Raw genomic sequence first — 13,413 nt, 5'->3', positions numbered from 1 at the left:
ATAGAGTGATTTACTATGATGTCCCACAAGAAAAATGATAAAGATATTATTGATTAACTGTAAATTCACATTAGGAGGAGTGTTTTTTCATCTGGTGAAAACTTCTGGCAAGTGTTTAAGTTTCACCCGTCCTAGGCAGGGAATAGAGGGATATATAATGAATAATATAGAGGGCGGCATAAGGAATGTAGCAGCCGAAGGGTAGGGTGATAAATCGATTGTTAATGTTTTTCAGATTCTTTGTATGGGTAGTATTTATAGCTTTATTAGCCTATGTCATTCTTTCTTGGAAATATAAAGACAAGGTAAGTAAAAGGATTGAAGCGATTCGAAAAACCTGGTATATCATTTTCATACTGGGAGCACTGATTTATTGGAATTTCTATCCAATGAGCATTTTTAATGAGTGGAAAAATTTCTTGATTATGGCTATCGTATTCATACTGATTGATATGTTTGTGTTCTTGAGCATGTATATATCCAAGATTGGCGATAACGAGTTATCCTATGCAACAAAAGCCGTTGCGGAAAGTGATAAACTATTAACGGATAATAGGGAAAAGGTCAAGAATATGTTTCATCTCTTAAAGAAAGAGGGAATACCAGAGTATTATCAAACGAATAAGGAATACTTGGCTTATTTGAGCATTCTCCTTCAAGCATATGCAGCAAAGGAAGGGATGAACGTGAAAATCCTTCCTTTCAAAACCGAACAGGACAAGCAATTGGTGTTAAATGGGCATCCGAACTTGAATGGCAGTACCATTCGTGCTACATTGGAAAGAGACGATACGTATTATAATGATGAAGAAAAAATGGCTTTGCAGCCTGTTAGTATTTTGATGGAACCCTATATCCTTGACGTTAAATCAGAAAGCTTCGTTTCAGAAGTCGATTGTTTATTGATAGCATTATTAATCATGATGTTCGATATGGTCATAAAACAAAAACCAGGTGGTGAAGGATAAATGAGCATTTATGATAAAGCCGGCAATGTGTCAGTTGCCGTAATCAAACCACAGGTTAAAATACCCGATGTAGGTTTAAGTCCCCACACTAAAAAAGTGATGAAACAGAACGAACGCATTATCCTGAAACAAAAAGAAAAAGCTGCACGCTTCAGCCGTTTAAAAAATGTTTTATAAGATGGAAGGGGTTTTTCCTTTCCTTATGATATTTAATGGAAAGCCCGCATATACTATTCAAATCAAAGAATAGGAAGGGTCTTTCAGAATATGAACAAAAAACCCGAGAGAGTTAACATCCCAGTCCCCTCCGCTTCACCATCCGAGAAACGGATACATAAGGAAAATGCCGAACTGCTCAAGCTTTTGCAAAGGCTGAAAGCGAAACGTTGGATTTTTTTAAGGTAAAAGAAAGCCAGTCTCTAAGGAGAGCTGGTTTTTTTTATTTTTCACATGATCACTTAGGGTGGAAGTATTGAATATTTTTCCTTCCAGACTCTTTTGCCATATACATGGAGCGGTCCGCTTTTTTCAAAAGTGAGTCCATTTCCGTACCATGATGAGGATAAAAGCTAATCCCTATGCTAGCTGATACAAAATGATCATTTCCATTAATGGTAATGGGCATGGTGGATAAACTGTTCAATAATAATTCAGTGTTTTGCTGCGTGCTTTTCATTAAATCCTCACAATGCGAAGGATTTAATAATACAATGAATTCATCACCACCGATTCGAGCAACATGACTGCCTTCGGGGACGGTTTGCAAAAAACATTCGGCAGCCTTTTTAATGACGTCGTCACCAGTATCATGGCCAAAGGAATCATTGAAAAATTTAAAATGATCAAGATCGATGTAAAGAAGGGCCATTTCATCGTTCGTTTTGTCTTGATGATAATCAAAATAATTATAAATGAAATTCCGATTATAAAGACCTGACAATGGATCCCTGATAATCCCTTTTTCAAGATTGATGGCATGACTGATCAAAGCTGCCAAAGACTTAATGAGGTTCAGATCATATTCTTTAAAAACATGTGGTTTAATGTCGAATGCACATAATGTCCCAATGATTTCACCCTCATTTATTAGGGGAGCTCCCATAAAACACCCATTCCCGATTAACTTCGTTGCGGGGTGGCCACTTGTCAATTCATGTTCCCCAAAATTAGGGATAACGAGTGGTTCCAAGCCATTCTCAACAACTAATTTACAATAAACCATATTATAAGGAAGGATGTCACCTTCACAAATTAACTTTGCATTTCTATTGAAGGACTTGATCATGAAACTCTGGATGGGATTCAATATAGAAAGGAAAAATGTATTGACCTCGATGGTTTGAGCTAATAGTGCTAATACTTCTTTAGCGATGGAATCGAAATTTTTATAATAGTTGATATCTTGCTGAATCATTCTCAAGCTCCTCTTTTATCTATATTCTTTTTAGTTTTCTGGATGATATTTCTCATATTCAAAACAAAGACACAAAAGCGTAATCTGAATATCGTGACAGTTACCCAGATTTCCTCTAAACTCAATTAAGGGGTTGGATTCGTATTATGGATGAATCATGTAATCGAGAAAGTTGAAAAATTGACCTTTACTTTATTTTCGGCTTTTTTTACTAATCTTTAAATTTTGCCTGATTCCAAAATAGCTAATCCGTGTACACGATTCTGGGCAAGGCGGGGTATCTTTTCATAATCGATAAATTCTAATCAGTATTTATAGCATTATACTGTAAATGAAATGGTGAGAGTAACTTTAATGTGCATATTTGGTATTTTCTTGATATTTACCGTGGAGAGTAAAGCAACTTGGCATTTTTGCATCCTCTCAAGATAACGGAGCACATGAATTTAAATCGATAAAACGAATGTACCGAGCTCATTTTAAACAAAAATTTGGGGAGGATAAAAGGAAGTAATAAAGTACATATTGGATAATTCAAAAGGGGATCACTATGGGAAAATTAGAAAGTATATATCCTATTGCTATAGAGAATACAAAAGAAAAAATAATCCAGGATATTGATTTTTATTTAGAGAATCAAGAGACGATGCCTGCTTATTCAGCATATATATCAGACAGGACGACTTTTATTGAGCAAATTTGGATTAATGTTTGGATAAATAAAGCATCGAATGATGTGCCCAGAAAGGAAAAAAAGGCTTTTTTAAGCGAAAGGGGATTTGTAACGGAAGGTTCAGATCATAAGCTGATCAATAGCATGTTTCGGAACGAATTAAAGAAGTATCGCCCGTTTGATGGCTTAACGTGGATTAAAAAGACCTTTGCAGACAATCAAGAAGATTGGGAAAAAAGATATAAAAATGCAAGGGAAAAATTCTTTAGGCGTCTAGAAGAACAGCGGCTTGCCAAGCAGCGTTGGAAAATACGAGCAAGGCTGCAAGAAGAGGCCAATTCATTTTTCGAAAATAACTCACTTCTTTTATATTTACATGTCAGGTATTATATTGCCGGTATTTTGGCAAAAGATCTTAAGAATAAGCCTAAATTCCAATATGTCGATCCATACTTGCTTGAAGAACAATTGGTTGAAGAGGGCGGCTTTCAAGCTGCCGAATACCTAATGGTCACTGACTTTTTCGAAGAGCTGACAGGCGATATTCATTCGTTAATCGGTTGGGGAAGGAACCGCTATGAATATGAAAATTACTTCTACAGGTATGAAAGGTTAGTTTCGGATTTCATTATGAAATTAGCCCCTGATAAATACTTGAAACATCTATCTGCCGCACTGCATCATGATTTTTTGGAGTCATATGGGGAAAGGCTGACGGACGATGCCCTTCAAGGTATATTAAGCGATGAATTGGCAGATTTGTCTCAGTCCTGTTTTGATGAGCTTCAGGAAGAATACCTTTCTGATTTACTGAAGCTTGAGGGAATTCCTTTTAATGAAACATTGCATGAAGAAATATTTGAAAAAGACGTGGAGAACAGAGAAAGAAGAAAAGCTGAGGTATTGGCAGAACAAGCCAGGAAGCGGGCAGAAGAGCAAAGGATGATCGATGACATCATCGGTAAGGCCTATACTCCATCGTTAGGAAAAAAAGTTAGATATGTTTTGCATATCGGTGAGACCAATACCGGGAAGACGCATAAGGCCCTGGAGAAAATGAAACAAGCGGAAAGCGGTATGTATCTGGCTCCACTTAGACTGCTGGCACTTGAAGTGTTTGATAAATTAAATGCGGACGGTGTACCTTGCTCATTAAAAACCGGTGAAGAAGAAAAGGCTGTTGAGGGTGCTAAACATGTCTCCAGTACCGTTGAAATGTTTCATGAAAAAGACTACCATGAAGTAATCGTCATAGATGAAGCCCAAATGATTGCCGATAAAGATCGAGGCTTTTCATGGTTTAGGGCGATTACACAAGCTAATGCGAAAGAAGTACACATAATCGGGAGCAATAATATCAAAAAAATGCTTCTGAACCTTCTGAATGAAGCTGATTTAGAACTCCACGAATACAGACGGGAAATACCGCTTGAGGTGGAACAAAGGGAGTTTGGACTGAAGTATACCAAAAAAGGGGATGCCCTCATTTGTTTTTCTAGAAGGCAGGTACTGGAAACCGCGTCCCGGCTTAAAGAGAGTGGACATAATGTCAGCATGATATACGGCAGTATGCCTCCTGAAAATAGAAAACGGCAAATAGAACTATTCAATCGAGGTGAAACATCAGTTGTCGTTGCCACCGATGCGATTGGAATGGGGTTGAACTTGCCAATACGCCGAATCGTCTTTCTTGAAAATGAAAAATTCGACGGGACACGAAGAAGAAGATTGACTTCTCAAGAAATCAAACAAATCGCAGGCCGAGCGGGTAGAAAAGGCATTTATGACACTGGTAAGGTAGCATTTACAGCAGAAATCAAAATCATGAATAAGTTGCTGGAACAGGTAGATGAGCCAGTTCAAACCTTCACTATCGCCCCAACCTCTGCTGTATTTGAACGTTTTCAAAAATATTACCGGAACCTAGGGACATTTTTCGAAATGTGGGAGAGGTTTGAGCCTCCTAAAGGCACGAAAAAGGCATCTCTAGCGGAAGAAAGGGAGCTTTACGAACTGATACGGGATACTGAAATCGAAGCTCGTTTTTCTTTAATGGATTTATATGGTTTCCTGCATATTCCCTTTTCGGCAAAAGAACCAAGTCTGATCAGACAGTGGCTGGAAACGGTCGAAGCGATTGCCGAGAACAGTGACCTTCCTGAACCGATCATCAAGACAAGGAATCTTGAAGAATTGGAGCTATCTTATAAAGCGATAGGTCTTCATCTATTATTTTTATATCGGATGGGAAAGCGGACGGAAGCTGTTTATTGGGAGCGTATCCGTGAAGAAATCAGTGATGGCGTTCATGATCAGTTAAAAGATGAAATGTTGAATTATCAAAAAAAATGCAAGCGCTGTGGGAAAAGGCTGCCGGATGACTCACGTTTTCAAATATGTGACGCTTGTTATCATCGAGGGCTTAGAAAGACGCACAGATTCAATTAAACGAATTCCTTTTATAATAATGACCCGAATGAAGTGCACAATGGTGTCGTCATTCGGGTTATTGGTGTTTGAATAAATCATTTGGTCGTTCGTTTCGATTTAGCAATAAATGCTGCTTGCTGCTTCATTCGCTTATCCGCTTTCTTATCATGCTCCACTAAGATTGCATGAATTAAACCAGGGACATAAAAAAATAGTGTGAGGACCAAATTAAGCACAGCCTGAATGGGTTTACCGGCTAATAATACGGCTAATGGAGGGAAAAGAATCGCAATTAAATAAAGAATGGTGAACACTCTCCAATAAAAGATTTTTATCTGACAATAACGGTTTGTTTCTCTAATGATTAGTTTACTTTAATTTAATTGAGAAGCAATTCGGTTAATGAAGTTCCATTTCCTGATGATACCTCTTGTTATCGCCTTGATAAATATATGCTCAAGAGCCCGATTCATACCTACTGAACATTCTGGCTCAAAGAAGCAGTCTTTTTACCTCCGATATAGCAGGAGGGCCATTGCTAATCATCGTTTTTGCTGCTTTCGGTCAATGTAACGCCGTTTTTTGTGTTAGAATAATCAGAATACTAACTGACGAAAGCGGGAGATTTATGAAAAAAAAGATAGGCTGTTTGCATGCTCACTATACAAATATAGAATACATAGAAACCGCATTCTCGAAATTCGATATTGAATGGCTTCATTTTGTAGATCCGGGATTAATGCAACGGGTGTCAACGGATGAAAATTTTAATCATTCGGATGCTCAAAAAAAGGTTAAACAGCAAGTCGAATGGATTGCCGAATGTAAAGTGGATGCCATCCTGATAACCTGTACAAACTATATCGCTTTATTAAACGAAGAACAACTATCTTTACCGATGCCCATCATTAAAATCGATGAACCATATTTTGATCAAATTTGCCAATTGCAGCAACCGCAAATGATATTTTTCACGAACCCTGCCACTGTTGAAGGAACGGTAAAACGTTTAAATGCACATGCTGAAAAATATGGGACTGTGGATTTTGAAGTCATCATTATCGACAATGCCTTTGAATTCATCATGCAGGGGTTGGGAGAAAGCTATAATCAGGAAATCATGAATTTCCTATACCAGTTTAATAACGAAAATAGACCGCTGTCTGTGGCTCAACTCTCAATGGTCGAAGCAGCAAGGAAATATGAACTTCAGACAGGAAAGACCATTTTAAATCCATTGCATGCATTAGTTGATTCCATGATCGTTCAACTAGAACTAAGTTCCTTGAGTGGTCTTTGAACTAGGATTTATGGTGCCGCATATACGGAATGATTATAAAATGCAAAAATGTCTTTGGAATGACCTGGTTAAATCACAATGCAGGGGTTTCAGACGACAAGCTCAAAGAAAAGCGAGTTTGACTGCGGTTTTTAAATTTTAGGTAGAACCCCATTCTTCAAACTGAAATCCCTATGCGGGGATTTTTTTATTATGCCTTTGTGCGTATTTGTTCACGGATGTTTTCAAGTTCTTCAAGGGATAGATCCGTCAGGGAATTTTTAATTTCTTCTTCCACCCGTTTTCGGTCAAGCTCCCTATATTCACTCCACCAATCCCGCAGCCCTTCGGTGTTTTCGAGAAGATACTCTATATCTATTTCTTCTTGCTCATCATCTGATAAATATCGCATGACCGCACCTAATAATCGATTGAGTTTCGCTACTTCACTTTCCTTATCAGGTGAAGCGGGGGTATCTTTCATTTCTAAATCATCTTTAGCAGGAACATTCCGAGGTGTCATAATATCCTCCTGTTTTTAATACTAGTGTGCCTAAAAAGGGCGGTTTTCAATATATGTTTTTCTTAAAAATTTCAACATATACCTCGCTAGAATATATATTTATACCATTAGCCTTTAATAGGTTAAAAAAAGTAGTCAGTAGACAAGGGGTAATATAATAAAAGGAATAGCATTATCTATTCCTTACATCAAGCGACTAATTTTCTGCATTCTTCTGCACACCTCGAACAAGCCTCAGCACATTTTTGACAATGTTCATGATCGTGTTTTTTACATTCATTTCCGCAGCTTTCACAAATCTTGGCACAAGCTTCAGCCAACTCTGAAATAACGGTGTTCCTCTCCCTATCGCCTGTGCTAAATAAGAACAAATATCCGAACATTCCTGATCCAAGCGAATGCATTCCACCATCATGTTTACATGATCTTCTTTTAAGCATCCGTCGTAACAATGATTACACGCGGTCATACAATCATTTAAAGTTTGGATAACAGATGAATAATTCTCATGTGTCTCTCCTTACTATTATCCATTAAACTATCCTTTAAACTTCTTTTAGGTAAGGTAAATGGTTCTTTCAAACTGACCGGACAAGTAATGGCCTATAGGGAATGAATGAAAGGGACAGTGCATAAATTTAAATGAAAGGAGTGGATATATGAAAATGTTCATTAAATTAAGTGTTGCCAGTGTCTCCGGAGCCGTCGTGTATTTGATATATAATCTCAACCAGACGCTGCGTAAAGGAATGGGAACGCTCGAAGAAACAAATAAGACACTGGAAGAGGTAAGAAATGCAGTACATGGATTGACGCAAGAGTCCAAACAATTGATCCACTCTGCCAATCAAATTACAGCGGATGTAAAAGGGAAGATGGAAAATGTAGATCCATTGCTGGAATCCGCTCAAGATGTTGGGGAAATGATTCATAATGTAACCAGCTCCATGAAAGAAGCCAGTTTGGAAGGCCGCCCCAAGGATTCATCCACACCGTCAGCTCCTTCAACTCGAACTGAAGCTGGGGGGGTTCAAATAAAAATCAAATAGAATCATCATTTATCTTAAAAACAGGCACCCCGGGATTCACTAACATAATAAAAATTAATCGTTTCTACTATTTAATTTAGAGGGGGAGCTTTATCTTGATTATTCAATATAGTGTGGCTGCAATAGCTTTAGCCTTCATTTGGTTGGTCGTATTTTTAATCAGTACACTTCAAAAGGGAATGGTCACGATAGCGGAAGCCAATCAAACATTGGTTGAGGTGAGAAATGCCATCCACGATTTGTCCGGTGAATCGAAACAACTTTTGCAAACTGCAAATGAAATCACCGACGATGTAAAAACTAAAATGAAAACGGTTGAACCATTATTGGATTCTGCTCAGGACGTTGGTGAAGCGATACATTCAGTTACAAACTCTGTTAAAAAAGCCACTAACGGCTTCCGTACAGAGTTTTCCCCGAAAAAAATCAATGCTATCAAACCCAAAAGCCAAATTAGATAAAAAAAAATGAAAGACACTACCGGTTTTTGGAGTGTCTTTTTTGATGGTATGTATAATAGCCGTACTCTTATGCCTCATATGGATATCGCCAGTAGTTTATATCTATAAGACCCATTTCTCTCATACAGATCTCTTAAACCCTGTATGAGAATGTGGAACAAACATAAATTTTGTATGGATTAAAGGACAAGCGATTATTTTTCTGTCTTGTCACCTATAGAATGACCCGATGTTTTTGAGTCATTGGAATGCTTGACACCTTTACTAACATATGGTTTGGCGCTTTTTTTCTTGTTGGCACTTGTTTTCCAACGATTCCAGCCCTTCTTGCCCGTTCCAGTGCCCGTACCTTTACCCGTTCCGCTCTTAGCCTTAGCTTTACTCATGATATCACTCCATTACTATTGTATGGTTAGTTTAAACCATTTCACTTGATTATTATCCAAGTATGTTGAAATATACAGTAACGAAGGTGATATGTACAGGGAAAGGCTCAATATTTTTAATCTAAATCTTTATAAACCAATAACAGAAAGGTTTTTGCGGGGTGTACTTGTTGTTTGCCTCACTTTATCGATATCGATCTTGATTTCGTCAGTAAGATGCTTATGCCGATTTTTTTGCAAATGGTCAAGTAGTGCATCAAAGTTAATAATACCGCACCTGTATTCATTCCTAAAATGATTCCTCCCATATTAAGAGAAGCCTGTGACCCTAGGATATACATCATTAAAAAGGCAACAATATGGGACCATACGGTATGGATGAAAGCATCTTTCACCAAACCCAGGCCGATGAGATAGGCTTGCATGGGAATGACAAAAAAATGAAAAAGGAAGTAAGGACATAATAATTTTAAATAGTATGCGGCAGATGTTGAAGAAAAAAAGAGGGAGGTCAAAGGTTCCGCAAAGAAATAAATGAAGATCACCGCAGGAACTCCATACAATACGGTGAAAGACATCGATTTTTGCAATAAAACCCTCAATTTTTCTTTATCCTGCCTCTTGTAAGCATTCGAAACATTCGGAATGAGCATGATCATTAAGGAATGTGCGATAAAGGCTGGAAAGAAGCCGATCGTCATTGCAACTCCAGTGAGCATCCCAAAATGCTCTGTAGCCACTACCGCACCGAATCCTGCCGAGAGAAGGGCAGTGTGGATCAAAAAAGGTTGGATGGCATTTGTAATCGCATGAAAGATCCTTAACCCCATGGTGGGCAGAGAAACCGCCAATAACTTTTGCCGTGCATGTTTACCGGTTGTCCGTGAGTTCGTACCGCGCCTCATGATCCGCATTTGAAGAATCAAAAGGTTGATCAAGTATAGAAAAACGAGGAACTCACTGCCAATCAAAACAAAAAAGGCCATCAATAATGACTTTTCCTGGTTAAAATGAAATAAGTTAAAGATGAGGAAAAGCAAGCCGAATTGAATGATATCTTTTAAAAAGTTGGAAAAGGCGATCTTTCCCATTTGCTGGACACCCATGAAATAACCTCTTGCAATCGACGAAAAGGCAACTATCGGGATTAATGTGATGAGCAGCCATTTAATATAGGGATGGTATTTGTCCATTATGGATGAGAAGGAAAGTATGAAAGGCATGACTACACACATTACCAATACGACGACTGCAGCCATTTTAAGTGCATGAATGATAAGATTATAATGCATTGCCTGTTTATTTTCCGCAACGAATTTTGAAATGGAAATATGTAATTCAAGGCTGGCGATCACATATATCAAAAAGAAAATTGGCAATATGGACATATAAAGACCCATGCCTTCTTCGTGTAATTCCCTGGCTAGGAGCATATTCACTAAAAATTCGATACATTCACCAAAAAACGCTGCGACAATCAAGATGAGCGTTCCTTTATAAAAAGATTTCATGTTGGTCCACTCCTAACAAGGTGTTTGTATAAAGATATGAGACATGCCATGGAATATTCATGAGGAACTGCAGATCCCGGCGATACAATGTACGGTCATGCCTATGGCAATCCTTATTAATCGCTGTTGAAAGATAAAAAATTTAATCAGGGTAAGGGTGGGAATTTGAATGAAATCGATTGGTTACAATCATTTCTAATGAGGAAATCATTACCCATGCCATCTTCATCAAAAGGCTTCATACGGTGATATTCCAAACAGGGGCAAGGGATGTTGCCATGTGTTCCCTTTGGTCGAAAGTGTCAGATGAATCATGAGCATAAGGTGGGAATTGAATTTCGCTTTGAAATTCATGCTTTATTTTGCTATCCTTTAGCAGAGGGGATGATCAATATGAAATTCACATCTATTAGTCAATCAAATATAGATGAATTGTGCATTGCGTTTGAAAGCTGCCTTACGAAACATGACATTACATTTAAATATGTAGATATGATGGAAGATAACGGAATCATATCGTTTATTTTTTGTAATGACCCGGAAAATGCGAGATCGGTCGACATGGAAAGTGAACGCTTCATTGGATTGGATACCGATTACATAGCCAAGGAAATCTTAGAGCCAATCCTGCCTAGATTAAAAGAATTTGCACAATATAATATCATCGATTAAGATGATTTTTTTGTTTTGAGACTTGTTTTTATTGCCTAGATGGAGCTGGAAATTTAACTTCCTATTATATGTGTATTATTATAGACAGGGTATAGTTAGGGGAAGTAAAAGAGCTGGAAAGCGATTTACCATTGGGTAGCTATGCAGGAATGGTGATTAAATAAAAGAAATACCCTGGGTGTGTAAACATCCAGGGTATTTCTTCTTTGAAAGGCAATCTTGGTGGATTGTAAAGATCGCATTTCACCTTTTACTATACTTCGCGGAATTCTGGATCAAATGACCATTTTCTTACCGGCATTTAATTCAACTTCCTGCTTGGGAGATTCTACTTTCTTGATTTTCTTCACTCTAAAGTGATAAACCGCATAACATCCAAGGAAGAATGCTCCCCCGCAATATAGGGCCATTCGCTGCTCAGGAACAAATGCTAAACTGATCATGACGATGCAGTTTGTTATTAAAGCAAGAATGGGGATGAATGGGTATAGCGGAACTTTGAATTTCAGATCTTCTATTTTTCCGCCTTGGCGGGTATAGGATTTTCTAAAAGCAAGAAGACTAGCCGATATGGCAATCCAGCCAATTTGTGCACCTAATCCTGCAAGGGAGAGAAGAAAGACAAATATTGTGTCTGCGGCTACCACACTTGAAAGTAAAGACAAACCGGCAATCGCCAGGGTGATGAGCAGGGCATTAAGCGGAATCCCTCTCTTATTCACTAAACCGAGCTTCGGACTTGCCATCCCTTCCCTTGAAAGCGAGTAGAGCATACGTGTCGCAGCATAAAGACCTGAGTTCGCCACTGACAATAGTGCTGTAAGAATGATGAAGTTCATGATGTCAGCTGCATATGGAACTCCGATACTATCTAGTACAACAACGAATGGACTTTCTGAGATCCCGGCTTTTTCCCTTGGAATCATCGCCGAAAGTACTGTGACCGAAAGAACAAAGAAGAAAAGGGTTCTCCAAACCGTTTGTTTGATGGATTTTGGTATGACCTTTTCCGGGTTTTCACTTTCTCCAGCGGCAATTCCGATTAATTCTGTGCCCTGGAAGGAAAAGTTCACTGTAATCATTGTGATTAGCAGGGCCGATATCCCATTGGGGAAAAGACCCTCAGCGAAAAAGTTTGAGAAAAATGGAGTCTCTTGTCCACCTTTCATATCAATCAAACCAAACATAGCAGCACCGCCAACGATGATGAACAGAATGATGGCCACTACTTTTATGCTAGAAAAAACAAATTCCGATTCACCAAATGCCTTTGCTGATAACGCGTTTAGTGAAAAGATGAGGAAAGCAAAGATTGCACACCACATCCAAACGGGTGATTCAGGAAACCATCTTTGCATAAGCTGGCCTGCCGCCAGAAACTCTAAGGCAACTGTAACCGCCCAACCTAACCAGTAAAGCCACCCAATGGCAAACCCGGTTCCAGGACCGATGAACTTTGTCGCATATGTCTGAAACGAACCGGAAACAGGCATGGCAACGGATAGTTCACCTAGACAAAGCATCGTTAAATACATGATGAAGCCGCCGACTATGTAAGAGAGGATAGCACCGAAAGCTCCTGCTTCATGAATGGTATAACCTGAACCGATGAAAAAGCCCGTACCAATACATCCCCCTATTGAAATCATAAATAAATGCCTTGCTTTCATGCTCCGTTTTAATTCATTTGGTTGATTTTCTGCTGTTTTCATTGAAAAACTCCTTTACCTGATGGGTGCAAACGGTTTCATTTATTGACGTTATTAGGGAATTTTTGTTTTCACAAGTCTAATAGTTTTGATTGATTCTTAGATGATGTCGAATCCCCTCCGAAAAGAGATTACTTCTGCATTAAAGAAGCATGAGTCAATGTACATAGGTACCTATGCAGAATTTATTTCGAAAGCGCCGCTTAATAAAGAAAAGGAAGCCAAGCGTCAGGAAACTAGGAATGTAAATTGATTCATGTCGAACATCCGCCAATGGAGGAAGAAGCACATAATGAAGTATGGGCTTTTTCCTATGGAGTATCACTTTAACGAACTCT

The 13,413-nt window shown here is 38.5% G+C and carries 14 protein-coding genes and 1 pseudogene; 8 read left to right on the top strand and 7 right to left on the bottom strand.

Annotated features, from left to right (window positions below; genetic code table 11):
* Positions 1 to 224: 224 nt before the first annotated feature.
* Positions 225 to 968 carry a type II toxin-antitoxin system SpoIISA family toxin gene (locus tag ACIQ0C_RS13835; RefSeq protein WP_402841993.1) on the top strand — a complete coding sequence of 248 codons (744 nt, stop codon included), beginning with the start codon at positions 225 to 227 and terminating at the stop codon, positions 966 to 968.
* The gene (locus ACIQ0C_RS13830; protein WP_403060769.1) at positions 969 to 1,145 is read left to right on the top strand and encodes a hypothetical protein; all 177 of its coding nucleotides are present in this window, start codon (positions 969 to 971) and stop codon (positions 1,143 to 1,145) included. It begins immediately after the preceding gene.
* A gap of 277 nt (positions 1,146 to 1,422) precedes the next feature.
* On the opposite strand, the gene ACIQ0C_RS13825 is transcribed toward ACIQ0C_RS13830, so the two are convergent.
* Positions 1,423 to 2,382, bottom strand: a complete 960-nt coding sequence (locus ACIQ0C_RS13825) for a sensor domain-containing diguanylate cyclase (protein WP_403060766.1) — start codon at positions 2,380 to 2,382, stop codon at positions 1,423 to 1,425.
* A 550-nt stretch (positions 2,383 to 2,932) separates the two neighbouring features.
* Between ACIQ0C_RS13825 and ACIQ0C_RS13820 the strand changes: the two genes are divergently transcribed.
* Positions 2,933 to 5,503 carry a helicase-related protein gene (locus ACIQ0C_RS13820; RefSeq protein WP_403060763.1) on the top strand — a complete coding sequence of 857 codons (2,571 nt, stop codon included), beginning with the start codon at positions 2,933 to 2,935 and terminating at the stop codon, positions 5,501 to 5,503.
* Between the two features lie 77 nt (positions 5,504 to 5,580).
* Here ACIQ0C_RS13820 and ACIQ0C_RS13815 read toward each other — a convergent pair whose 3' ends face one another.
* Positions 5,581 to 5,790, bottom strand: a complete 210-nt coding sequence (locus tag ACIQ0C_RS13815; protein ID WP_403061090.1) for a YqaE/Pmp3 family membrane protein — start codon at positions 5,788 to 5,790, stop codon at positions 5,581 to 5,583.
* A gap of 323 nt (positions 5,791 to 6,113) precedes the next feature.
* Between ACIQ0C_RS13815 and ACIQ0C_RS13810 the strand changes: the two genes are divergently transcribed.
* Complete coding sequence (locus ACIQ0C_RS13810) at positions 6,114 to 6,785, top strand: hypothetical protein (RefSeq protein ID WP_403060760.1); 672 nt, start codon at positions 6,114 to 6,116, stop codon at positions 6,783 to 6,785.
* A gap of 190 nt (positions 6,786 to 6,975) precedes the next feature.
* On the opposite strand, the gene ACIQ0C_RS13805 is transcribed toward ACIQ0C_RS13810, so the two are convergent.
* Entirely contained in the window at positions 6,976 to 7,287 is a 312-nt protein-coding gene (locus tag ACIQ0C_RS13805) for a hypothetical protein (RefSeq protein ID WP_402841829.1), read from the bottom strand.
* 188 nt (positions 7,288 to 7,475) lie between these two features.
* A pseudogene (locus ACIQ0C_RS13800) lies at positions 7,476 to 7,756 on the bottom strand (four-helix bundle copper-binding protein).
* 190 nt (positions 7,757 to 7,946) lie between these two features.
* Between ACIQ0C_RS13800 and ACIQ0C_RS13795 the strand changes: the two are divergent.
* Together ACIQ0C_RS13795 and ACIQ0C_RS13790 are read left to right on the top strand one after the other, a co-directional pair.
* Positions 7,947 to 8,336 carry a DUF948 domain-containing protein gene (locus tag ACIQ0C_RS13795; RefSeq protein WP_403060758.1) on the top strand — a complete coding sequence of 130 codons (390 nt, stop codon included), beginning with the start codon at positions 7,947 to 7,949 and terminating at the stop codon, positions 8,334 to 8,336.
* A gap of 95 nt (positions 8,337 to 8,431) precedes the next feature.
* On the top strand, positions 8,432 to 8,797 hold the full coding sequence (locus tag ACIQ0C_RS13790; protein ID WP_403060755.1) for a DUF948 domain-containing protein: 366 nt from the start codon (positions 8,432 to 8,434) through the stop codon (positions 8,795 to 8,797).
* Positions 8,798 to 8,991: 194 nt separating this feature from the next.
* On the opposite strand, the gene ACIQ0C_RS13785 is transcribed toward ACIQ0C_RS13790, so the two are convergent.
* Positions 8,992 to 9,183: a DUF3934 family protein gene (locus ACIQ0C_RS13785; protein ID WP_402841820.1), complete on the bottom strand. Its 192-nt coding sequence runs from the start codon at positions 9,181 to 9,183 to the stop codon at positions 8,992 to 8,994.
* Between the two features lie 179 nt (positions 9,184 to 9,362).
* On the bottom strand, positions 9,363 to 10,694 hold the full coding sequence (locus ACIQ0C_RS13780) for an oligosaccharide flippase family protein (RefSeq protein WP_403060752.1): 1,332 nt from the start codon (positions 10,692 to 10,694) through the stop codon (positions 9,363 to 9,365).
* A gap of 179 nt (positions 10,695 to 10,873) precedes the next feature.
* Between ACIQ0C_RS13780 and ACIQ0C_RS13775 the strand changes: the two genes are divergently transcribed.
* The gene (locus ACIQ0C_RS13775; RefSeq protein WP_403060749.1) at positions 10,874 to 11,011 is read left to right on the top strand and encodes a hypothetical protein; all 138 of its coding nucleotides are present in this window, start codon (positions 10,874 to 10,876) and stop codon (positions 11,009 to 11,011) included.
* A 76-nt stretch (positions 11,012 to 11,087) separates the two neighbouring features.
* Positions 11,088 to 11,366: a hypothetical protein gene (locus tag ACIQ0C_RS13770; RefSeq protein ID WP_403060746.1), complete on the top strand. Its 279-nt coding sequence runs from the start codon at positions 11,088 to 11,090 to the stop codon at positions 11,364 to 11,366.
* Positions 11,367 to 11,641: 275 nt separating this feature from the next.
* On the opposite strand, the gene ACIQ0C_RS13765 is transcribed toward ACIQ0C_RS13770, so the two are convergent.
* Positions 11,642 to 13,078, bottom strand: a complete 1,437-nt coding sequence (locus tag ACIQ0C_RS13765; protein WP_402841811.1) for an amino acid permease — start codon at positions 13,076 to 13,078, stop codon at positions 11,642 to 11,644.
* Between the last annotated feature and the right edge of the window lie 335 nt (positions 13,079 to 13,413).

The sequence above is a fragment of the Peribacillus sp. NPDC096448 genome (assembly GCF_044762675.1).
GTDB classification, from domain to species: domain Bacteria; phylum Bacillota; class Bacilli; order Bacillales; family DSM-1321; genus Peribacillus; species Peribacillus frigoritolerans_B.
Note: the sequence above shows the minus strand (reverse complement) of the source record. Positions and strands in the feature narration are given on the sequence as shown.

Excerpts from the sequence above, each read along its gene's own strand:
- ACIQ0C_RS13770 (WP_403060746.1), top strand. The coding sequence starts at position 11,088 with ATGAAATTCACATCTATTAGTCAATCAAATATAGATGAATTGTGCATT.
- ACIQ0C_RS13835 (WP_402841993.1), top strand. The coding sequence starts at position 225 with ATGTTTTTCAGATTCTTTGTATGGGTAGTATTTATAGCTTTATTAGCC.
- ACIQ0C_RS13765 (WP_402841811.1), bottom strand. The coding sequence starts at position 13,078 with ATGAAAACAGCAGAAAATCAACCAAATGAATTAAAACGGAGCATGAAA.
- ACIQ0C_RS13805 (WP_402841829.1), bottom strand. The coding sequence starts at position 7,287 with ATGACACCTCGGAATGTTCCTGCTAAAGATGATTTAGAAATGAAAGAT.
- ACIQ0C_RS13830 (WP_403060769.1), top strand. The coding sequence starts at position 969 with ATGAGCATTTATGATAAAGCCGGCAATGTGTCAGTTGCCGTAATCAAA.
- ACIQ0C_RS13795 (WP_403060758.1), top strand. The coding sequence starts at position 7,947 with ATGAAAATGTTCATTAAATTAAGTGTTGCCAGTGTCTCCGGAGCCGTC.
- ACIQ0C_RS13810 (WP_403060760.1), top strand. The coding sequence starts at position 6,114 with ATGAAAAAAAAGATAGGCTGTTTGCATGCTCACTATACAAATATAGAA.
- ACIQ0C_RS13780 (WP_403060752.1), bottom strand. The coding sequence starts at position 10,694 with ATGAAATCTTTTTATAAAGGAACGCTCATCTTGATTGTCGCAGCGTTT.
- ACIQ0C_RS13825 (WP_403060766.1), bottom strand. The coding sequence starts at position 2,382 with ATGATTCAGCAAGATATCAACTATTATAAAAATTTCGATTCCATCGCT.
- ACIQ0C_RS13785 (WP_402841820.1), bottom strand. The coding sequence starts at position 9,183 with ATGAGTAAAGCTAAGGCTAAGAGCGGAACGGGTAAAGGTACGGGCACT.
- ACIQ0C_RS13820 (WP_403060763.1), top strand. The coding sequence starts at position 2,933 with ATGGGAAAATTAGAAAGTATATATCCTATTGCTATAGAGAATACAAAA.